Consider the following 21493-nt stretch of genomic DNA (forward strand, 5'->3'; position numbering starts at 1 on the left):
CATGCCTGAAGCCCTGAACAAACTGATCCAGCCTTTCATGGCACTGCCACCGGCCAAGCGTTGGGTGGTGGGAGGCGTTGTCGGCCTGTCGGTCATTGCCTTCACCATCCTGATTCTGGTGGCGAACCGGACGGACTATCGCCCCCTCTTCACGAACCTGACGAGCGAGGATGCCGGCGAGATCGTGACCAAGCTCAAGGAGCAGAAGGTCCCCTACCGCATCGCCGCCGACGGCAAGGCGATCCTTGTCCCCTCCGACAAGGTCTATGATCTGCGGCTTTCATTGGCCTCCGACGGCCTGCCTCAAGGTGGAGGGGTCGGATTCGAGATATTCGACCGAAAGAATTTCGGCATGACCGATTTCGTCCAGAAACTCAATTACCAGCGGGCTCTCCAGGGTGAATTGTCCCGTACCATCAGCCAGATTTCCGGGGTGGAGCAGGCCCGGGTGCACCTGGTGATTCCCGAGAAGTCGCTCTTTAAGGAGGACGAAAAGCCGGCCACGGCTTCGGTGGTCCTGAAGGTGAAGGGGCAGCGCCAGCTTCGTGAAAACGATGTACAGGGGATCGTTCACTTGGTTGCATCCGCCATTGAGGGGATGAACCCGGAGCATGTGACGGTTCTCGATCAGAAGGGCAAGCTCCTGTCCAAAAACACCCCCGGGGATGCCGCAGGCAAGATGACCGCCTCCATGCAGGAGGTCCAGCGGGCCTATGAACGGAGTACCGAGGAGCGTCTCCAGTCGCTGCTTGACAAAGCGGTGGGTACCGGCAGGTCGGTGGCCCGGGTTTCTGCGGTCTTCGATTTCCGCCAGGTGGAGCGCTACGAGGAAAAATACGACCCCGAGACCGTGGTCCGCAGCGAGCAGCGGTCCGAGGAGAAGCAAGACGGTTCGACGGTCACGGGTGGGGTGCCCGGCGTGCAGACCAACCTGGGGCGCACGGCCGGCCAGCCCGCAGGGGCCAGTGGCGGCGGCAGCAAGAACGACGAGACCCTCAACTACGAGGTGAGCCGCGCCACCGCCCGCACCATCGAGCCGGTGGGGACCCTTTCCAAGGTTTCGGTGGCAATCCTGGTGGATGGCAAGTATGATGCTTCCGCACCCGGCAAGGACGGTAAAGAGGCAAAGCCCAAGTACACGCCCCGTTCGCCGGACGAACTCCAGAAGATCGACTCCCTGGTGAAAAGCTCGGTCGGATTCAATGCAGAGCGGGGCGATCAGGTGACGGTTGTCAATATTCCGTTCCAGGATACGGGTGATGTCGGGGCCGGTGAGGCCGACAAATGGTGGAACGCCCCCATTTTCCTCTCCCTGCTGAAGAACGGCCTGATTGGCTTCGGCTTCTTGGCGCTCCTCCTTTTCGTGGTGCGGCCGCTTTTGAAGACCCTCAAGCCGGAAAAGAGCACTTCCTTCGAGCCGATTCCCGCGTCCGAGGATGCCCTCAACCAGATTGCAGAGATCCATCGGTTGCAGATCGGCAACCAGACCGTGAGCCAGATGGAGCTCATCAACAAGATCAAGCAGGAACCCTATCAGGCGGCCCAGATCATCCAGAACTGGCTGCGAGACAAGGGTGAGGAATAGGGCTCGAATCCATGACAGGAACCGACAAGGCGGCCATACTGCTCCTCTATCTGGGTCCCGAAGCGACCTCAAAGGTATTTGAACACCTGGACGACGACGAGATAAAGAAGATATCCAAGAGCATGGCTACCCTGGGCCATGTTCCGCGCAACGTCATCCAGGACGTGGTGACGGAGTACTCCTCCCTCACCAACCCCGATACGGGCATTTTCTCCCAGGGTGAAGAATTCGTCCGCAAGATTCTCGAGCAGACTCTAGGGCCTCAGAAGGCGGAGATCCTGCTTAAGGAGCTCCAGTCGTCGAGCTTTGGCGACATGGTTGACGTCCTCGCCAATCTCGACGCTAAATCCATTGCCAACTTCCTTTCCCAGGAACATCCCCAGACCATCGCCGTCATCCTGGCCAAGCTGAGGGCCAAGCAGACCAGCGAAATCATCTCCATGCTGCCCCAGGGGCTCCAGGCAGAGGTGGTGATGCGGATTGCCGACGTCGACCAGGTCTCGCCCGAGATTCTTGCCGACATCGACGAGGTCATCAAGCGGGAGCTGACCGCCATGGGCGGCGTCCAGCGCTACAAGGTCGGCGGCGTCGAAAAGGTCGTTGACATGTTCAACCACCTGGACCGGAGCAAGGAAAAGCAGATCCTCGAAAAGCTCGACACCCTCAACCCGCCCCTGGCCGAGGTCATCCGCAAGCACCTCTTCACCTTCGAGGACATCTTCAAGCTGGACGACCGCTCCATCCAGGCAATCATGCGGGAGGTTTCCAACGATACCCTGACCCTTGCCATGAAGACCGCGCCGGACGAGATCAAGGACAAGATCTTCCGCAACATTTCCAGCCGCGCCGCCGAGATGATCAAGGAGGACCTGGAGGTCATGGGCCCGGTCCGCCTGTCGGACGTTGAGAAGGGGCAGTCGGAGATCATCAAGATCGTCCGCCGGATGGAGGAAGAGGGCAAGGTGGTGCTTGCAGGACGCGGAGGCGACGATGTCCTCGTCTAAGGCCTCCCGCATCATCAAGGTTGACCAGTCGCCGAACCAGGCCATCCGCAGCTACAGCTTCGGCTTCATTGCCGCGGATGCGCCTCAGGAGCTGCCGCCGGAAGCAGACGGCTTCGTCCCCTTTGCCCTGGGTACGCCGGTACCACTGCCCGGGCTTCAGTCGGCGGAGGAACCCGATCCGGATCCGGTCGTCCCGTTCAATCTCGAGGGGAAGGTGGTGCTGGCCGAGGACGAACTCCAGGCGCGGGTGGACGAGGTCTTCCGCAACGGCATGGACGAAGGGCGCCGCCAGGCGGAACGGGGACTCGCCAATGTCTTCAAGTCCCTGCGGGACGGTGTCGCCGCCCTGACCGGGCTGCGCAGCCGCGTCATGAAGGAGAGCGAGGAGGATCTGCTGCGGCTCGCGGTGATGATTGCCCGCAAGATCGTCCAGCGGGAGGTGGCCCAGGACCCCCAGGTTCTGGCGGCCATTGTTGCCGCGGCGGTGGGGGGATGCACCGAGCGGGACCGGGTGGTGGTCCGCCTGAACCCCGATGATTACACACAGGTCTCGGCCAACCGCCAGGCGTTCCTCGCGGGGCTCGGCGAAGGGTCGGCCATAACCCTCGCCCCCGATGAATCCATCGGCCCGGGGGGATGTCTGGTGGAGACCGCCACCGGCACGGTGGATGCCCGGATCGAAGCACAACTGGACGAGATCTATCGCTCGCTGCTGGAGGAGCGCAGCGCTCCCGTGGAGCCGTCAGTTTCGCCGGATGCCGATTCCCGCCCCGATCTCGCCTTTGGCGGCGAGGAAACCATCGCCCCCTTCAAGGGACAGGGCGCCTGGGTCAAGGGAAGCGAAGAGAGACCGCGCGACGATGTCTAGAATCGATCTTTCCCGCTATCTCGCCGCCGTGGATGCCATGAAGCCGATTCGGTTCCACGGCAAGGTGACCCAGGTAGTGGGGCTCGTCATTGAAGGGTTCTGCCCCGATGCAGCGGTCGGGACACTCTGTCTCGTCCACCCCAATGACGGTGATCCCATCCCGGCCGAAGTGGTCGGCTTCCGCGACAACAAGACGCTGCTGATGCCACTTGGGGAGCTGCGCGGGGTGGGGCTCGGCAGCCTTATCTCGGTGAAGCGGAAAAAGGCATCGCTCGGCGTGGGGCCGGGGCTGCTGGGACGGGTTATCGACGGACTCGGAGTTCCCATCGACGATAAGGGGCCCCTGGCCATCCGCGAAGAGTACCCCATCTACGCCAATCCGGTGAACCCCATGAAGCGGCGGCCGATCCGCCAGCCGCTGGATCTGGGTATCCGGGCGATCAATGCGCTGCTCACCTGCGGCGAGGGGCAGCGTGTCGGAATCATGGCCGGGTCCGGTGTCGGAAAGTCGACACTGCTGGGAATGATCGCCCGCTATACCGAGGCGGACGTGAACGTTATCGCCCTCATCGGTGAGCGGGGGCGCGAATTGCGTGAATTCATCGAGAAGGACCTCCAGGAGGAGGGACTCAAGAAGTCCGTGGTCGTGGTGGCCACCTCCGATCAGCCTCCGCTGGTCCGGATGCGGGGCGCCTACATCGCCACCACCATTGCCGAGTATTTCCAGGCCCAGGGGAAGAAGGTGCTGCTGATGATGGACTCGGCCACCCGCTTTGCCATGGCCATGCGGGAGGTAGGGCTTGCCATCGGCGAGCCGCCCACCACCAAGGGATACACGCCGTCGGTCTTTGCAGCGCTGCCCAAGCTCCTGGAGCGGACCGGCAGCTTTCTGGACGGGAGCATCACCGGACTCTACACGGTGCTCGTTGAGGGGGATGACTTCAACGAACCGATCTCGGATGCCATGCGGAGCATCCTGGACGGCCACATCGTGCTGAACCGTGAACTGGCGGCCCGGGCCATCTACCCTCCCCTGGATATCCTGGCCAGCGCCTCCCGGGTTATGAACGACGTGACCGAGCGGAGCCAACAGCAGCTCGCCTCCCGGTTCAAGGAGCTGCTCGCCGCCTACCGCCAGGCCGAGGACCTGATCAATATCGGTGCCTACAAGCCGGGATCGAACCCGACCATCGACTATGCCATCGCCAAGATGGACGGCATGGTCAACTTCATTCGCCAGGGAATCCACGACGGGGTTTCAATGGAACAGTCGATAACGGAACTTGCCGATATCTTCGACGAGGGGATGGCACTCTGATTGCAAAAAGAAGGGGGCAGGGGGAATTTCTCCTGAAACCGCCATGTTCCGGAGCCCGTCATGACGCACAAGCACGGTTTTCAGTTACAGCAGGTTCTTAATTACCGGAAGGAAGTGGAAAAGGTCAAAAAGCTGGAGTTTGCCACGGCCCGGCACGAGTTCGAACATGCCTCCGACGTGCTGAGCCGGCACGAGGCCGAGGCCGACCGCGCCCGGGTTGAGTACAACAACAAGCAGGCCGCCGGCACCACGGCCAATGAGCTGCAGCTCTACGCGGACTTCTTCGCCCGCAAGCACATGGATATCCAGTTCCAGCGGATCGAAGTGGACAACCTGAACCGGAAAATGAGCGAGAAGCGCGAGGATCTCATGGACGCCGCCAAGGACAAGAAGGCGCTTGAGCTCCTCAAGGAGAAGCAGATGCTTGCCTTCCGCCGGGAGATGGCCGAGCGCGAGCGGGCTTTTCTGGACGAAATGGCGCTGCAGAAGGTTGCACGGTAATGAAGAAGTCGCTTTTGGCAACGGTTATGGTGATGTCGGGAGTGCTCCTCCTGGCTCCGCCGGTATCCGCGCCGCCCGCCGGTGCCCAGCCGGCGGCCGGCGAGCCCCAGGCCCCCGCGGCAGCGGCAGCGGGCAAGAGTGTTGTCGGCGAGATGGCCCTGGTGGAGGCCAAGCGCCAGCAGCTGGCGGCCCGTGAGGCGGCTCTGGCCGTGAAGGAACAGGAGCTGAAGAATCTTTCGGCCAAGCTCGAAGCCCGGGTGAAGGAGTTGGAGTCGGCCAAGGCGGCCCTGGATCGTTCCCTTGATGCCCGCAAAAAGGTACAGAGCGCCAACTACCAGAAGATGCTCAAGGTGTACAAGGCCCTCAAACCCGCCGAGGCGGCGCAACTCCTCGACAAGATGGATGAGGGAGAGGTTCTCGAGATTCTGAACGAGATGGACCAGAAACGCGTTGCCAAGCTCCTGCCGCTGATGAAGCAGGAACGGGCGCTGCGCTGGACCCGCCACAGCCTGGCGGCCAAGTAGACGTACGAAGCAGGAGGCGGGAAGGCACGGAATGCCGCTCGCCGCGCCAGTCAGGACGCACGGACGCACTATGCATCACCGGCAGCAATGCCGTGGCAGGTTGCGTCCGTGCGTCGTTTTGTTTGAGAGTCAGTTCCTTGACAACTGAATAGCTTGGCATTGGGAAGCGCTCTCTGCAGCGTTTCCATCCCACACGAAAGGAGGTGAACACGTATGGAAATCATGCAGTTGCTCCAGATCGCCCCGCAGGTCATACCGACCGGCGGAATCCCGTCTGAAGCCCCTGCCCTGCCTGCCGGCGACGACAGTCTCTTCGCCTCGCTCTTTGCCGGGTTGCTCATGCCACCCGTCACGACGAACGCAGCCACTCAGGAAGTACCGGATGCGTCGAGCGGGTCCCTTGAGAGTGCCGCCCGGAACCAGGACCAGGACCAAGAGAATCCTTCCGCCACCGATGCCGCACTGGCAAGCCTGGTTCCGCCCATCCCGCTCCCTCTGCCCGCAGAGGCCGCACCCGCACCGGAATCCACTGTCTCTTCATCCGGAACGGCAGCGGCGGCGCCCGTTGCGCCGGTTTCGTCTCCGGTCACCACGACCGTGGCCGAACCGCTCGCCTCGACTATGGCCCACGCCATGGTGCAGACCGCGCCGACGGAAGCGCCGGTTGCAGCCGCTTCTTCCGTCCCGGCCGGACAAACCGCAGCGGTTGCTGACGCAGGCGCGGCGGAAAAACCGGTGGAGGTGCTGAACGTTGCCGTCGAACGGACCCCGGTCCGCCAGGCGGGAGCCGATATCCTCCCTAAAGCGGAGCAGTCGCCACAGTCCGTCGGCATGACGGAGGAGGCGACCGCGGAAACCCGTTCTCCGGTACGCACCATGGGGCCAACCGCTGCCTATCCCGATCGGATACCCGTCAGGCATGCGGAAGGTATTCCGGCAGGCAAGGCCGACACCGTCAACCCGGTCGAACCCAGGTCCGTTGAAGTCCGGGCTGACGCAACAACCGGGAGTCAGGTCAAGGCGCTGGACGTGGAAGTGACCGTCAGGGACGGCTCAGGCGAGCAGCACTTCGCCGAAGGCCACGACCAGGCGTTCACCGGCAAGGAGTCCACGGCGATGAAGGATGTCGTCTCCGGACATGCTACCCACGAGGCGGGCAAGACCTCTGCCGCCCAGCCGACCGAAACCAGGCCGACGTCGGAGTCGTCCCATTCGCTCCGCGACAGCATCATGGCCCAGGTTCGGGATGCCGTCACGACCCGCGAGCCCAACAGCAATGGCCGGATCAGAATCAGGCTCAACCCGGTGGAACTGGGCGAGCTCACGATCAACGTCCGGGTGGCTGACCAGCAGGTCAAGGTAGATGTAGTGGCGGCCAACGGCCAGGTAAGGGATATTCTCCTCAACAATCTCGACAACCTGAAGGAGAATTTCTCACGCCAGAACCTGACCATGACCGGTTTCGACGTCTCAACCGGCACCGGCCAGGGGTTCGAGCACCAGCTCTTCCGCGAAGGGGGGCAGGCAGGCCAGGGGGGAACCCATTTCTCTTCCGCCCGTGGTGAAGAACTCGACGGGGACGTCCAAGCCACAATGGAGGACACGCGCCACTACGTTACCGACCGGCGCGAAAACGGCCTCGTCGACGTGAGGCTCTGACAGAAGGAAAGGAGGTACAACAACGTGGTATACGGCGTTACCAACGACACCACGGCGGCCGCAGCGGCCATGAAGAAGTCCACCGGCATGAACAAGGACGACTTCCTCAAGCTGTTCGTAACGCAACTCCAGAACCAGGACCCGCTCAATCCCCAGGACAGCACGGAGTTCATCGGACAGCTGGCACAACTCACCCAGGTCGAACAGGCCTACAACACCAACAGCAACCTCTCTGATCTTCTCAATCTTGTGAACGGAGCGACGAGCCTTTCGGCGGTCTCGTTCATCGGCAAGGAGATCACGGCAAGCGGCAACCTGATCAAGCTCACCAGCGGCACCAATCCGACCTTGGGTTACCGGCTTCCCGCCACCGCCCAGAAGGTGACCATCAAAATCAAGGATGACACCGACACCGTTGTCCGGACCCTGACTCTGGGTAGCACCCAGGCGGGAGACGGCTCCATAACGTGGGACGGCAAGGACGAAAAAGGGAATGCGCTTCCGGATGGACGCTACACCTTCTCCGTCTCGGGGACCAACGCCAAGGGAGAGGCCTTTGACGGCGCTCCGCTGCTCCTCGGCCGGGCCGAAGGGGTCATGCTGGAGGGAGAGGAACCCTACATAACCATCGGCGGCATCAATGTACCGCTCGGCAACATACTCTCTGTGAAAGGAGCGTGATTCTGGGATGATTGATTCCATCTATTTTCCCGAACCGCTTCCCATCAACCCCGGTCGCTCTCAGTCGCAACCCCAGCCGGCACAACCGGCCGGCAAGCAGGGCGAGTTTGCCAGGATTCTCGACGGCAAGCTTCCGGCCCAGGAGGTGAAGTTCTCGAGCCATGCCCAGCAGCGGCTCCAGTCTCGGGGAATCACCTTCAGCGACACAGACCTGAAGCGGCTGGAAGGAGCCGTGGAGAGCGTGGCCCAGAAGGGTGGCCGTGAGTCGCTCATCATGCTCGGCGACGCAGCCCTCGTGGTGAGTGTCAGAAACCGGACAGTCATCACGGCCATGGATCGGGCAAGCATGCAGGGAAATGTGTTTACCAACATTGATTCGGCAGTGATCATCTAGGAAACGGGGACCAGGGATCGGGAACCTGAACGAGCAGGGAAGAAATGAACAACGAATAATGGGCCGGACCTTCACGGGGGCCCATGGGACGCCGACCGACCGAGGCGTTCCAGTCAACCCGGGCGGCAGCCGGAGCGCTGTCGTACCCACGGAGGCATATCAATGAGCGTAACATCAGCACTTTACACCGGCATCAGCGGCCTCAACGCCAACGGTGAGGCCATGTCCGTCATCGGCAACAACATTTCCAACGTCAATACTATCGGCTTCAAGCAGGGTCGGATGCTCTTCTCCGACGTCCTCTCCAGCACCATCAGCGGCGGCTCCCAGATCGGCCGCGGCGTCCAGATCCAGACCGTTGAAAACCAGTTCACCCAGGGCTCCTTCGAGAGCACCGAGAGCGGCACCGACCTGGCCATCCAGGGAGATTCCTTCTTCGTGGTCCAGAACACCAGCGGCCGCTACTATACCCGCGCCGGCGCCTTCTCCTTCGACAAGGACAAGACCCTGGTGAACCCGGAGGGGTATCAGGTCATGGGATACGGCATCATCCCCTCGTCGGGGCTCGCCGACGGCGTGCTCAAGCCCATCGATCTGACCAACTTCGCCACCACGCCGCCGAAGCAGACCTCCACCGTAAAGTTCGTGGTGAACCTGGATTCCACCCAGACCACGCCGGCCCTGGCGTGGGATCCCGCCAACCCGGTTGCCACGTCCAACTTCTCGACCAGTCTTTCGGTCTACGACTCCCAGGGCAATGCCCACACCGCCACGGCATATTTCCGCAAGACCGCCGACAACGTTTGGGATTGGCACGTCATCCTTCCCGACGCCGCGGCAGGCACGCCAGGCAGCACCACCACCCCCATCGACGGGACCCTCACCTTCGATGCAACCGGAGCCCTCACCGCCCAGACTCCCCTGGCCGGCACGGCCCAGAACATCACCTTCGCGGGTGGCGTCGCCGCACCCCAGCCGATCTTCTTCGACCTGGGTGTCGGCGCCACCACCCAGTACGCCAGCTCGTCGGTGGTCTCTTCCCAGACCCAGGACGGCTACTACCAGGGCACCCTCACCAAGATCACCATCGATGACAAGGGATACGTGAACGGCGTGTACTCCAACGGCCAGCTTCAGAAGCTCTACCAGGTGGCACTGGCCAAGTTCTCCTCCACGGCCGGCCTGTCCAAGGCGGGGGGCACCCTCTTCGAGGAGACCCTGGAATCGGGACAACCCCTGTTCTCCGACGCCAGCGCCCCCGGCGTCGGCAAGATCCTTGCCAACTCCCTGGAGCAATCCAACGTTGACATGGCGGCCCAGTTCGTCAAAATGATCACCACCCAGCGTGGTTATTCCGCCAACTCCAAGACGATCACCACGGCTGACGAGATGCTGCAGGAAGTGCTCAGTCTCAAGCGGTAACTCGGTAACTGACCGTCCGGCGGGAAGGGGAACACTCCCCTTCTCCGCCGGACGTGGTGCTTTGGTGTCTTTCGGCAATTGTCGTTTTTTTGACAAGTCGCCGGTCATCGTGCAGTAAACGACAATGTTCTGTGTCTTTCGCCGCCGAACCTTTGCCTGATTTGTCAAAAATTCGACGTGGCTGCATCCGTCCCGGGTGAACGCCGTGTCTCGCCTCTTTTGCGACTTCCGCATTAGTTCCCAATATCATGATGTTTTTTTGCGTAGTACCCCATTGATCCCACATCGTCGTTTCTGGCATTTCGGTTGCAATAGCCGTATCGGTACGTAGAGTTCCAAGGATTTCAACCATACAGAAGGAGGAGTCTGATGGCAGCGGACGAAAAGGCACCCGTCGAGGGTGCGCCAAAGGACAAGAAAAAGCTTTTCATCATCATCGGCGCGGCTGCCGTGGTGATTATTGCCCTGGCCGTGGTTTTCTTGGGCGGGGGCAAGAAAGAAAAAGGCAAGGAAGGCGAAGCTGAGGCCAAGGTCGAGCAGAAGGCCGAGGGCGGTCACGGCGGGGGCAAGGAAGGCGCGGCCGGGGCCGTGACCACCGCGTTCGCGCTTGAGCCGTTCATCGTCAATATTTACGACGGCCAGGAGCTGCGCTATCTCCGGGTAAAGGTCGAGTTCGAAACCGCAACTCCGGACGCCAAGGCTGAGATAGAGTCCCGCCAGCCCCCCCTGCGCGACGCCATTCTGGTTCTGCTTACCACCAAGACCCTCCAGGACATCCAGGATCTGCAGGGGAAAAACCAGTTGCGGGATGAAATCCTCGTGGCGGCCAACAAGATTCTGCCTCCGGGCAAGGTAACCAAGGTCTATTTCACCGATTTCGTGGTCCAGTAGTCGACAGGACGTCAAGGGAGGCAGAGGAATCTCCATGGAGAAGATCCTCACCAAGCAAGAGATAGAGGCGCTGCTTGCCGCGGTATTCGAGGGTAAGATCGAACCCGACCGTGAGCTGGCAAAGGAGGAGGGCACCGTCCACTCCTACGACCTCTTCAACAGCGAAGCCCACAAGGGGCTCGTTCCCAACCTGGACATCATTTACGACGGCTTCATCCGCTACCAGCGGGGAACCTTGTCGAACCGGCTGGGGCGCATCGTCGAGATCAAGAAGCTTGGGGCCGGGTCGTACAAGTTCGACGACTTCATCCAGACCCTTCCTTCGCCGGTCTGCATGGCGATCTACAAGGCCGACCCGCTCAAGGGGGCGGCCCTGATCGCCTTCGACAGCACGCTCGTCTTTACCATTGTGGACTGCATCCTGGGAGGAACAGGCATGACGTCGGTCCAGACGAGCGCAAACCGGATGTTCACCTCCATTGAGCTGCGGCTGGTCCAGAAGATCGTTCAGGACATGCTCGTCGATCTGGAAAAGGCCTGGGCGCCGCTCTATGCGGCCAAGATGAGCCTGCTCCGGATGGAGATGAACCCGCGGCTCGTCAACATCGTTCCCCCCGAATACCAAGTGGTGACGATGGAGATGCAGATCCAGATCGACCAGATCGAGGGGAAGATGGTCTTCGCCGTCCCCTACATGACCATCGAGCCGATTCGGGACAAGCTCAAGTCCGGCGCCCAGTTCGACCTCATGGCCATCGATCCCCAGTGGTCGTTCCGGCTGTCCAAGGAACTGCTGGAGGCTCCCCTGGACGTATCGGTGGAGGTCGGCGGTGCGGTCATCAGCCTCAATGACCTGCTCAGCCTGGTCCCCGGCGACACCATCATGCTTGATACTCCCTGCACCAGCGATCTCACGGTCAAGGTCGGCGGGGTTCCCAAATTCACGGGAATGCCGGGCATACGTCACGGCAACAAGGCACTTCAGATCACGAACGTCGTAGGCAAGGGAGAACAGCGGTGAGCGACCTCACGAAAGAAGAAACCAAAGACGGTGAACTGGACCGCAAGAACCTGGAGTTCATCCTCGATATACCGCTTCAGCTCACGGTGGAGCTGGGTCGGACCAAGATCCTGGTCAAGGACGTGCTCCAGCTCAATCAGGGGGCGGTTGTGGAATTGACCAAGCTTGCCGGAGAGCCCTTGGACGTTTTCGTGAACTCCAAGCTCGTCGCCCGGGGCGAGGCGGTTGTGGTCAACGAGAAGTTCGGGGTCCGGCTCGTGGATATCGTCAGCCCCAACGAGCGGGTGGAGAAAGTCCTGTGAAACAGCGGGCATCAGCCACGGCCCTGGCCCTGGTCGTTCCCGGCGTTGCCCGGGCCGCCGAGGCCGGCGGCGGAGCGAATTTTAGCTTCGCCACCGTTTTCATCCAGATGCTGGCCTCCCTCTCCCTGGTGCTGGGGCTCATCTATCTGGCCTATTACGCAGCGAACCGATGGTTTCGGCCCGGCGTCCACGGCAAGGGAACCGAACGCCACATCCGGCTGGTGGAGACCCGCTACCTGGCGCCGAAGAAATCGCTGGTCCTGGTGGAGGTGGGGGGGGAGTTTCTCCTGCTCGGCTCTTCCGGCGACAATATCTCGTTCATCAAGCAGATAGACATCCTGGAAGAGATCGAGGTGCTCGACGAAACCGCCGGGCGTACTCCCCTCGCCACTCTCTTTCAGGGAAAACTGGACGCGGTTACGACACGGCTCGCCGCCATGAAACAGGGGCGTGCCGATGTCCCCGAGCGCCGCGCCGGGGAAGGAAAAGCCTGAGCACCATGGACGGTGTCCCGATGTCTAAACGAATCCCTTTCATCGCCTTCTGCGTCATCCTGCTGACCGCCTCGCTGGCGGCCGCCGCCGAGCCCCTGGCGCTGCCCAGCGTCAGCATCGGGGTGGGCAAGGCCACCAAGCCGGGCGATGTGTCGGTGGTCCTCCAGATATTCTTCCTGATGACGGTGCTGTCCCTGGCGCCGGGGCTCCTCATGATGACCACCTCGTTCACGCGGATCGCGGTGGTTCTGTCGTTCCTGCGCCACGCCATCGGCACTCAGCAGGCTCCCCCAAACCAGATTATCATCGCCCTGTCCCTGTTCCTGACCTTTTTCGTCATGGCTCCGGTCTGGCAGCAGGTGAACACTCAGGCGATCCAGCCCTACCGGGCGGCCCAGATCACCCAGGATGAGGCCCTGAAGCGGGCAGTGGCTCCCATGCGGAAGTTCATGCTTTCCCAGACCCGCGAAAAGGACCTGGCCCTGTTTCTGAATCTTTCGAAGCTGCCGCGACCCCGCACTGCCGACGACATCCCGACCCTGACACTCATCCCGGCCTTCATGATCAGTGAGCTGCGGACCGCCTTCCAGATCGGGTTTCTGGTCTTTATCCCGTTCCTGGTGGTTGATATGGTGGTGGCCTCGGTCCTCATGTCCATGGGTATGATGATGTTGCCGCCGGTCATGATTTCACTGCCGTTCAAGATCCTCCTCTTCGTCCTGGTGGACGGGTGGGGGCTGGTGATCGGCTCCCTGATAAAAAGCTTTGGGTAGCGGAGGTTTATCATGAGTCCCGATCTCGTCGTACAGCTTGCCCGCCGCAGCTTCGAGGTGACGCTGATGCTGGCCGCTCCGCTGCTCATTTCCGGCCTTGTGGTCGGACTTGCCGTCAGCATCTTCCAGGCGGTCACCTCCATCCAGGAGGCGACCCTTGCCTTTGCCCCCAAAATCATCGCCGTCATGGTCGCCCTGGTGATTTTTTTCCCCTGGATGATGAACTACATGAGCGACTTCACCCGGGAAGTTTACGCCCTCATCGCCACCATGCGACGGTGAGGACCGTCAGTTTCGGCGAGTGACAGTGCTCCGCCGGGACGCCGACACCCATGTTTCCACTGACCACACCATTCCCCACGGCCAACGACGTGGCCTTCTTCACCCTGGTGATGGGAAGGATGGCGGGCATCTTCGCAGCCATTCCCATCTTCGGCGGCCGGCGGGTGCCGACTCCCATCAAGGCCTTGCTCGTCTTCGCCATGACCATGGTCTGCTTCCCCATCATCAAGGGAAAGATGCCGCAACTTCCGGCCGACGTGCTCTCCCTGGGTTTCCTCATGGTGCAGGAGGTACTGGTCGGCGTGTCGCTTGGGCTGCTGTCCCTGATCATCTTCGCCGCCGTCGAGTTCGCCGGCCAGATCGCCAGCGTCCAGATCGGCCTCACCATCGTGACCGAATTCGATCCGTCCCAGGGAGGCCAGCTGTCGATCATGTCGATCATCCTGGAGATGCTGGCCACGCTCCTGTTCCTCTCCCTGGGCATGCACCACATCTTCATCGGAGCGCTGGTCCAGAGCTACGACGTCCTCCCCCTGGGGGCGTGGCACATGAGCGGCGGGCTTCTCCAATTCATCGTGACTACCATCGGCGAGGTGTTCGTCCTGGCGGTCCGGCTCGCGGCGCCGGTGATGGTCACGCTCCTGGCGACCAGCGTCATGCTCGGCATCATGGCCCGCTCGTTTCCCCAGATGAACGTCTTTTTCGTCAGTATGCCCCTGAACATCGGCATCGGGTTCATTATCCTGGGGCTTTCCCTCCCCCTTTTCCTCCATACCGTCCAGGGGCATTTCGGCATGCTCGATGAACAGCTCAAGACCATGATGAAGCTCATGGGCAAGGGATAAGGGCATGTCTGACGACAAACATTCAAAAACAGAAAAACCAACAGCCAAGAAGCTGGACGAGGCGAAAAAGAAAGGGGTTCCCCACAGTCGGGACCTGACCTCCACCGTAACCCTCATCGCCGCCATGGTTGCCCTGTACACCACCGGCGGCTTCATGTTTACCACCCTGAAGCGGACCAGTGGCGAACTGCTCGGTTCCATGGGAACGTTTCACCTGACCGAAGCAAGCGTCGAACATCTCCTCATCAAGCTGTTCCTGATATTTCTCAGCGTGGTCATGCCGTTCATGCTGGTGGTGGTGATTTCGGGGCTCGCAACGACCATGGTCCAGGTGGGCTTCTCCATTAACAGCGAGCGGATCACCTTCAAACTGGACAAGCTCAATCCGGCCACTAACGCAAAGAAGCTCTTCAACAAGGACTCCCTGGTGGAGATGCTCAAGGCCGTCCTCAAGGTCGTCATTGTCGGCTACATGTCGTACAAGATCATGCGGGACGAGATGGACGGACTGCTTTTCCTGGCCGATACCGACCTGGCCGGGATCCTTGAGGTTTTCAAGCACCTGGCCTTCAAGCTGGTCATCCACACCTGCGGCGTGCTCCTGATCCTGGGGGTTCTGGACCTGGCCTTTGTCAAGTGGCGTTTCATCGACAATCTGAAAATGACCAAGCAGGAGGTCAAGGACGAGCACAAGGAGTCTGAGGGGGACCCGAAGGTCAAGGGTAAGATCCGTCAGATGCAGTTTCAGCAGGCCCAGAAACGACTGCGCAAGGTGATTCCTACCGCCGACGTGGTCGTCACCAACCCGACGCACTACGCCGTGGCGCTCAAGTACGAACGCGAAACCATGGCCGCGCCGCTGGTGCTGGCCAAGGGCGTCGACCATATGGCCCAGACCATCAAGGCCATCGCCCGTGAGAACAACGTCATGCTCGTGGAGAACCGTTTCCTGGCCCGCGAGCTCTATGCCCAGGTCAAAGAGGGGCAGCCCATCCCCGAGAGCCTGTACACCGCGGTAGCGGAGGTGCTGGCCTATGTGTACAGCCTGAAGGGCAAGATCTGAACCGGCGCCGCTCCCGCGAGCATGCGGGGGGCATGCCCGGCCTACGGACTCTGCGACTCACTGCCCATTCCCCTCCACAAACTTCCGATAGACCCATCCCTCCGCCGTTTTCCCGCCGTGCTGCCAGCGAACGCGCAGCCAGCTCCCCTGTTTCCCCAGCAGCTCCAGTTGTGTGCCACCCTTCAGGATAGCCACCACCTTCGTACGGGGTGAAGACCCGCGCCGGACGTTCACATACGTATGCTCCGGTCCGATGCGCAGCGAGGCCGGCGCGGCGACAGCCGGAGTCGCGGGAGGTTCCGGCGGCTGCGGCGGAGGGGACTGCGGTGGGGGAGCATGCTGCCGGTCGGTCCGGTCGACGACTGCCGGTGTCTCCTCGAAGCCGATCCCCGGGGCCTGGGGGCCTCCCCGTTCCTCGATGACGGTGGTGCAGGCTGCAAGAAGAGGGACGACCAGGGCGAGCGACGGTATCAGCATTCGTGACTGAAGCCGAATCAGGGGCATGACACGTTTCTCCTTTCAAGGGGGAGGCTATCGTGCGGATGTCCTCGCGTCAAGTGTTACCATTCCACTGCACGTCCGGCTACCACAGTGTTCCGTTCGCTTTCGGATCAGGCCTTCCGACATCCGCTGTCAGGGGCGCTGCGCACAGCTTCCTACCAGTCCATTGACAGTAAACAGCAATAAATGATAATACGTTAACATTGAATTTAATGTAATAGACAACGTACCGCCTTGCTGTCCGCATCCTGTCCCTTTGCCATCGCTCACTGCGCCCCTGGAGAAGCCGATGAAGCGTCCCGCTTTGTTGCTGTGTTGGTCTGTCGTTGCGTGCCTCTGCTCCTGTGCCTCGTCTCAGGAGGTCAGGCCGCCGGTGGAGTGGGGGTTCGAACGTGAGGCCATCGGCCTGAGCCTCACGGGAGACCCCCGGCTGAACCTGTACCAGAAGAACCCGCACGCCCTTGTGGCCTGCATCTACCAGCTTCGTGATCCGAACGCCTTCAACCAGTTGCGTAACGAACCGGATGGTCCGGAGAGGCTGCTGGAATGCAGCCGGTTCGACCAGGCCGTGGCAACGGCCAGGCGGGTTGTCATTCAGCCCGGGCAGCTACTGAACGACGTCCTGGATCGGGCCGAAGGGGCACGCTACATCGGTTTTGCGGCGGGATACTACCTGCTCGACAAGGAACGGTCGGTTCGGCTCTACCCGATCCCAACCAGGGAGGAGACGAAGGGATTCGTCAACCGCACGAAGCTCGTCAAGCCGGGACGGGTCGACATTCGGCTGCATCTCGGTCCCCAGGAGATTCATGATGTGAAGGAGGAGCCCCGAAAGCCATGACCGCCCATCCCCCCCTTTACTGGCACCAGGGGCTCTTTCTCCAGCCCCAGCACTTTCAGCTCCAGGACCTGTCGGTCCAGGGGCGTCTCGCCCCCCTGTTCCGCCATCTCCACCCCCACTTCTGGGGGGCGGGGGAGCTGGAGATCGAGGCCAGCGCTCTCGGCACCCGGGTCTTCAGCATCCTTTCCGGCGAGTTCCTTTTCCCCGATGGCACCTGGGCGGTCATTGGCGAGAACGCTGTCTGCGAACCCCGCTCCTTCGACGACTCCTGGGTAGAGGGGGATCGTCCCCTGCCGGTCTACGTGGGAGTGCGCAAGTGGAGCGGGGATAGAGAGAACGTGACCGTCACCGAACGGCTCGAAAACCTCGCCGGGATTACTACCCGTTTCGCCGCCGCGGCAGATCCGGAGGAGATGCGCGATCTCCACGCCGGCGGACCGGCGGGGCAGGTGAAGCGGTTGCGCCATGTGCTGAAAATCCTCTGGGACAGCGAGCGGGACCAGTTGGGCGACTGGCACCTGATCCCGGTGGCGCGGCTGGAGCGCTTCGGGGCAGACGTGCGGCTGTCCGGCCGCTTCATCCCTCCCAGTCTCTCCCTCGATGCGAGCGAGCCCCTCTTTCGCATCGTCCGGGAGATCCGGGACCAGGTGACGGCCCGCGCCCGACAGTTGGAGGAGCACAAAAAGCAGCGCGGCATCCAGAACGCCGGGTTCGGCTCCCGGGACATGGTCTATCTCCTGGCGCTCCGTTCCCTCAACCGGCATGTGCCACTCCTCTTCCACCTGACCGAGGCGCGGCAGATCCACCCATGGGATGTTTACGGCACCCTTCGCCAGCTCATCGGCGAGCTTTCCTCCTTCTCCGAGCGGGTCTCGGCCCTCGGCGAGCTGGACGACGGCTTCCGGCTCCTCCCCCCCTACGACCACCGCACCCTCGGGGAGTGCTTCTTCGCGGCCCGGGACCTCATCGCCCGACTTCTGGACGAGATCACCGCCGGTCCCGATTACGTGATCCGTCTCACTCATGACGGCGCTTTCTACAGCGCCGACCTGAAGCCGGGCATCTTTGAAGCCGGCAGCCGCTATTACCTGGCCCTGCGGACCACCTCGGAGCCGGCGGCGTTCCTCCCGTCCTTGGAGACCGCCGCCAAGCTCAGCACCCGGGAGCACCTGCCGGTCCTTGCCGCCCGGGCCCTCCCCGGCATCGGCCTGAGCTACCTGCCGGTCCCGCCCCAGGAGCTGCCGCGCCGCGCCGACACCCACTACTTCGCCGTTGATGCCGCCGGCGACCAATGGCTCCTGGTGGAGCGGGAACACGCCCTCGCCCTCCACTGGACCGGCGCCCCGGCCGATCTGGATGTGGAGTTGATGGTGGTGGCCACGGGGTAGCTCATGCGCGAAGAACGCCTTCTGGAACGCATCCGCTCCCTGGAGCGGGATCCGTCGCGCCGCGGGGGGACTGATCGGGGCCGTCTGGTGGATTCAATCCTGGCACACGTCCGCCGGATTCTCAACACGCGCCGGGGGAGCGTGCCCATCGCCCCTGACTTCGGCATCCCTGACGTACTCGACGTGCTTCAGAGCTACCCAGATTCGGTGCGGGAGATCGAACGGAGCATCCGTGCCGCTATCCAGGGCTTTGAGCCGCGTCTCACCGGCGTGAGGGTTACCTTCGTCCCGCAGGAGGACGACGTGCTGGCGCTCAGGTTTGCCATCTCCGCCCGGCTCGGCAGCGACGGCGGAGCGGTCTGTTTTGAAACGCTGGTGGATACCGACGGGAAGGTTGCGGTGAGACGCTGACCAAGCCCGGAAAGAGAGAGCACACACGATGATCACCCGTCATTTTCAGGATGAACTCGCCCGACTCAAGGAGTTGGGGGCCGAGTTCTCCGTGGCCCACCCGGCGCTGGCGCCGATGCTCGGCGGTCCGTCGACCGATCCGGATGTGGAGCGGCTTCTGGAGGGTGTTGCCTTCCAGACGGCTCTCCTGCGCCAAAAACTCGATGATGATTTCCCGGAAGTGGTTCACGATCTGGTTCGTCTCGTGGCCCCCCACTACCTGCGGCCGGTACCCGCCACCACCATCGTCGCCTTTGAACCGAAGCCGTCACTGATGCGCTCCCGGCTGATTCCGGCCGGGACCGAGCTCGCGTCGATCCCGGTGGAGGGAACCCGCTGCCTATTCCGGACAACGAGCCCGGTAGAACTTCACCCCCTGGAACTTCTCGACGCAACGTTTGTCCAACCGGCGGGGAGTGCTCCAGCCGTAACCCTGTCCCTGTCGCTCACCGGACTCTCGCTCGACCACTGGGAACCACGATCGCTGCGATTTTTTCTGGCCGGCGACCATGCCCCGGCAGCGGAGCTGTTCCTGGTCCTCTCCCGGCACCTGAAGCGAATCGTGATAACCCCGGAGGAGAAAGGGGCGTCGGCCAGCCTGCCCGCAGCCTGTCTTCAGCCGGTGGGCTTCAACGACGACGAGCACCTGATCCCCTGGCCTTCCCACGCCTTTCCCGGCTATCGGCTGGTGCAGGAATATTTTGCCGCGCCCCAGCGGTTCCTGTTCCTGGAGTTGACTGGCTGGGAGCGCTGGACCGCCCGTGGCGGCGGCTCGAGGTTCACCATTACCTTCGAGTTGGGCGGACTCGTTCTCCCTCCGCCTCCGGTGCGGCGGGGAAGCTTTGTCCTGTTCGCCTCGCCGGCCGTGAACCTCTTTTCCCACGATGCCGAGCCGATTCTCCTCGACCACCGGGCCGGGCGATACCCGGTGCGGCCCGCTGGCCTGGCGCCGGGGCATGGCCAGGTATATTCCGTCGATCGGGTGACCGGCATCGTCCGGGGGGCGGCAACTGAACGGACCTATCACCCCTTCGGGCAGTTCAGTGCTGGCGCCGGTGCCCAGCCCACATTCCATACCGCTGTATCCGCCTCGCCGGTCCGCGCCGGATTCGATGTGCACCTGGCCGTTGCCTACCCGCAGGGGGAAGGCTTGCCGGAGGCGGAGACGCTTTCCATCGCCCTTACCTGCAGTAACGGCCGCCTGCCGGAAAACCTGTGGCTCGGCGACCTGTGCGAGCCGACCTCCTCCTCCCCCGAGAGTGCCACCTTCCACAATATCACGCCACTGACCCCGGCGCTGCTGCCGCCACTGGGGAAAAATCTCCTCTGGCGGCTCGTTTCCCATCTGTCCCTTAACCGCCTCTCCCTGGCCAGCGCCGACAACCTCCGCACTCTCCTGGCTCTCTACCTGTTCGAGGAGGGAGGGGGGCGGGGTGAGCTGGCCGCCAACCGGAAGCGGCTGGACGGTATCGAAGCGGTTATCGCCAAGCCGGCCGGCCGTCTCGTGGGGGGGCACCTGCTGCGGGGCAGCGAGATTGTCCTTACTCTGCGGGGGGACCACTTTGCCGGCCCGGGCGATTTGTTCCTCTTCGGGGCGATGCTCGATTGCTTTCTGGGGGGCTACGCCTCGCTCAACAGCTTCACCCGCCTGACCGTCCGCGAAAGCGTTCGGGGAGAGGTGTACTCATGGCCCCCCCGCCTCGGTCACCGTCAGCTTCTCTAGAGACGCAGCTGTTCGAGCGGGGGCATGAGTTCTCCTTTGCCCAGGCGGTGCGCCTGCTGCGGCTTCTTGCGGCCCCTCAGGCGGGGGAGGACGTTCGCCCGTGCGGGGTGCGGGTCCGGCCCGAGCTTTCCCTTTCCTTTCCGGTTGCTGATGTGGCGCGGATCGAGCGGCAGAGCGACGGCTACCGGATAACGGCCCGCTTCCTCGGGCTCTACGGCCCGTCGTCCCCCCTTCCAACCTTCTACACCGAAGAGCTGATGGACGAGGAGCGTGAAGACGGCTCTGCTTCGCGGGACTTTCTCGACGTGCTGAGCCACCGGATCTTTGATCTCTGGGTCGCAGGCGACGCCAAGTATCGCCTGTTCAACCGGGTTGTGGAGGACGGAAGCGGGGATGACCTCGAACGTCTTTTCTGTTTGGCCGGGCTCGACCTGGCCCAGGGGCAGACGACCCTGCCGGAGTCCGGCCGCTGGCTCCGCTATGCGGGTCTCCTGGGACAGGTTCCCCGCTCTGCCCTGGGGTTGCGGACCATGGTCGCCGACGCCCTCGGCGTACTGGTTGAAGTCATCCCTTGTCAGCACCGGCAGGTGCCGATTCCCCCCGGACAACGGCTAGCCGTGGGCATAGCCGGGAGCAGTCTCGGCATCGACACGGTCGTCGGAACCGATCTGGATGACCGGCTGGGCATGTTCCGTCTGTGCCTGGGGCCCCTTTCCCGCGAACAGTTCGCGGATCTCCTCCCCGGCGCCCCTGGCCGCTCGACCCTGGAGCTGATCGTGGAACTCTACCTGGATGACCCACTCGCCTGGGACGTGGAACTGACGCTGGCCCCGGGAGAGACCCCGGAAGCACGCCTCGGCGTTTGCCGGGGGGCGCGGGTCGGATGGGACACCTGGCTCGGTGCCGCTGCCGGCGAAACCCTGCCTTGCGCTGTATTTCCCGGACATATTCCCTAAGGAGACC

Annotated in this window: 24 protein-coding genes; 23 read left to right on the forward strand and 1 reads right to left on the reverse strand. The window is 62.5% G+C overall.

Going from position 1 to position 21493, the window contains the following annotated elements:
• Position 1 precedes the first annotated feature (1 nt).
• The 18 genes from fliF to flhB all read left to right on the forward strand — a co-directional run bounded on the left by fliF (position 2) and on the right by flhB (position 15627).
• Entirely contained in the window at positions 2–1585 is a 1584-nt protein-coding gene (fliF, locus tag AABA48_RS16620; protein ID WP_286351377.1) for a flagellar basal-body MS-ring/collar protein FliF, read from the forward strand.
• 11 nt (positions 1586–1596) lie between these two features.
• Entirely contained in the window at positions 1597–2589 is a 993-nt protein-coding gene (fliG, locus tag AABA48_RS16625) for a flagellar motor switch protein FliG (protein ID WP_010941079.1), read from the forward strand.
• Entirely contained in the window at positions 2576–3457 is an 882-nt protein-coding gene (locus tag AABA48_RS16630) for a FliH/SctL family protein (protein WP_286351378.1), read from the forward strand. Before fliG ends, AABA48_RS16630 begins: the two co-directional genes overlap by 14 nt.
• A complete protein-coding gene (locus AABA48_RS16635) occupies positions 3450–4775 on the forward strand; it encodes a FliI/YscN family ATPase (protein WP_119331672.1) in 1326 nt (441 codons plus the stop codon). Before AABA48_RS16630 ends, AABA48_RS16635 begins: the two co-directional genes overlap by 8 nt.
• A 60-nt stretch (positions 4776–4835) precedes the next feature.
• Positions 4836–5276 (forward strand): flagellar export protein FliJ, encoded by a 441-nt coding sequence (fliJ, locus tag AABA48_RS16640; RefSeq protein ID WP_286351379.1) that lies wholly within the window; start codon positions 4836–4838, stop codon positions 5274–5276.
• The gene (locus AABA48_RS16645; RefSeq protein WP_254278295.1) at positions 5276–5800 is read left to right on the forward strand and encodes a MotE family protein; all 525 of its coding nucleotides are present in this window, start codon (positions 5276–5278) and stop codon (positions 5798–5800) included. The genes fliJ and AABA48_RS16645 overlap by 1 nt, the downstream gene beginning before the upstream one ends.
• Positions 5801–6013: 213 nt before the next feature.
• A complete protein-coding gene (gene fliK / locus AABA48_RS16650; RefSeq protein WP_286351380.1) occupies positions 6014–7459 on the forward strand; it encodes a flagellar hook-length control protein FliK in 1446 nt (481 codons plus the stop codon).
• Between the two features lie 24 nt (positions 7460–7483).
• On the forward strand, positions 7484–8140 hold the full coding sequence (locus AABA48_RS16655; protein ID WP_286351381.1) for a flagellar hook assembly protein FlgD: 657 nt from the start codon (positions 7484–7486) through the stop codon (positions 8138–8140).
• A 7-nt stretch (positions 8141–8147) separates the two neighbouring features.
• Positions 8148–8534 carry a TIGR02530 family flagellar biosynthesis protein gene (locus AABA48_RS16660; protein WP_286351382.1) on the forward strand — a complete coding sequence of 129 codons (387 nt, stop codon included), beginning with the start codon at positions 8148–8150 and terminating at the stop codon, positions 8532–8534.
• 162 nt (positions 8535–8696) lie between these two features.
• On the forward strand, positions 8697–9956 hold the full coding sequence (locus tag AABA48_RS16665; RefSeq protein WP_286351383.1) for a flagellar hook protein FlgE: 1260 nt from the start codon (positions 8697–8699) through the stop codon (positions 9954–9956).
• A gap of 369 nt (positions 9957–10325) precedes the next feature.
• Positions 10326–10847 (forward strand): flagellar basal body-associated FliL family protein, encoded by a 522-nt coding sequence (locus tag AABA48_RS16670; protein ID WP_286351384.1) that lies wholly within the window; start codon positions 10326–10328, stop codon positions 10845–10847.
• A gap of 34 nt (positions 10848–10881) precedes the next feature.
• Positions 10882–11868 (forward strand): flagellar motor switch protein FliM, encoded by a 987-nt coding sequence (gene fliM, locus AABA48_RS16675; RefSeq protein WP_286351385.1) that lies wholly within the window; start codon positions 10882–10884, stop codon positions 11866–11868.
• Entirely contained in the window at positions 11865–12170 is a 306-nt protein-coding gene (gene fliN, locus AABA48_RS16680) for a flagellar motor switch protein FliN (protein WP_052269463.1), read from the forward strand. The genes fliM and fliN overlap by 4 nt, the downstream gene beginning before the upstream one ends.
• Entirely contained in the window at positions 12167–12664 is a 498-nt protein-coding gene (gene fliO / locus AABA48_RS16685; protein ID WP_286351386.1) for a flagellar biosynthetic protein FliO, read from the forward strand. The genes fliN and fliO overlap by 4 nt, the downstream gene beginning before the upstream one ends.
• Positions 12665–12684: 20 nt before the next feature.
• Positions 12685–13437 carry a flagellar type III secretion system pore protein FliP gene (fliP, locus tag AABA48_RS16690; RefSeq protein ID WP_286351387.1) on the forward strand — a complete coding sequence of 251 codons (753 nt, stop codon included), beginning with the start codon at positions 12685–12687 and terminating at the stop codon, positions 13435–13437.
• Between the two features lie 12 nt (positions 13438–13449).
• Positions 13450–13719 (forward strand): flagellar biosynthesis protein FliQ, encoded by a 270-nt coding sequence (gene fliQ / locus AABA48_RS16695; RefSeq protein WP_010941093.1) that lies wholly within the window; start codon positions 13450–13452, stop codon positions 13717–13719.
• Between the two features lie 50 nt (positions 13720–13769).
• Positions 13770–14564, forward strand: coding sequence for a flagellar biosynthetic protein FliR (gene fliR, locus AABA48_RS16700; RefSeq protein ID WP_286351388.1), 795 nt, complete (start codon positions 13770–13772; stop codon positions 14562–14564).
• Positions 14565–14568: 4 nt separating this feature from the next.
• On the forward strand, positions 14569–15627 hold the full coding sequence (gene flhB, locus AABA48_RS16705) for a flagellar biosynthesis protein FlhB (RefSeq protein ID WP_286351389.1): 1059 nt from the start codon (positions 14569–14571) through the stop codon (positions 15625–15627).
• A 57-nt stretch (positions 15628–15684) separates the two neighbouring features.
• Here the strand turns inward: flhB and AABA48_RS16710 are convergent, their stop codons facing one another.
• On the reverse strand, positions 15685–16131 hold the full coding sequence (locus tag AABA48_RS16710; protein ID WP_338270726.1) for an SH3 domain-containing protein: 447 nt from the start codon (positions 16129–16131) through the stop codon (positions 15685–15687).
• A 286-nt stretch (positions 16132–16417) separates the two neighbouring features.
• On the opposite strand from AABA48_RS16710, the gene tssJ reads away from it, so the two are divergent.
• The 5 genes from tssJ to tssG are packed head-to-tail and all read left to right on the forward strand — an operon-like array spanning position 16418 to position 21486.
• Complete coding sequence (gene tssJ, locus AABA48_RS16715) at positions 16418–16969, forward strand: type VI secretion system lipoprotein TssJ (protein WP_338270727.1); 552 nt, start codon at positions 16418–16420, stop codon at positions 16967–16969.
• Entirely contained in the window at positions 16966–18357 is a 1392-nt protein-coding gene (tssK, locus tag AABA48_RS16720) for a type VI secretion system baseplate subunit TssK (protein ID WP_338270728.1), read from the forward strand. Before tssJ ends, tssK begins: the two co-directional genes overlap by 4 nt.
• Before the next feature lie 3 nt (positions 18358–18360).
• Entirely contained in the window at positions 18361–18768 is a 408-nt protein-coding gene (gene tssE, locus AABA48_RS16725; RefSeq protein WP_286351393.1) for a type VI secretion system baseplate subunit TssE, read from the forward strand.
• Between the two features lie 28 nt (positions 18769–18796).
• Complete coding sequence (gene tssF / locus AABA48_RS16730) at positions 18797–20530, forward strand: type VI secretion system baseplate subunit TssF (RefSeq protein WP_286351394.1); 1734 nt, start codon at positions 18797–18799, stop codon at positions 20528–20530.
• Complete coding sequence (gene tssG, locus AABA48_RS16735) at positions 20494–21486, forward strand: type VI secretion system baseplate subunit TssG (RefSeq protein WP_338270729.1); 993 nt, start codon at positions 20494–20496, stop codon at positions 21484–21486. Before tssF ends, tssG begins: the two co-directional genes overlap by 37 nt.
• The last annotated feature ends 7 nt before the right edge of the window (positions 21487–21493 follow it).

Origin of the sequence: Geobacter sp. 60473, from assembly GCF_036323535.1 — a bacterium.
Taxonomy (GTDB): domain Bacteria; phylum Desulfobacterota; class Desulfuromonadia; order Geobacterales; family Geobacteraceae; genus Geobacter; species Geobacter sulfurreducens.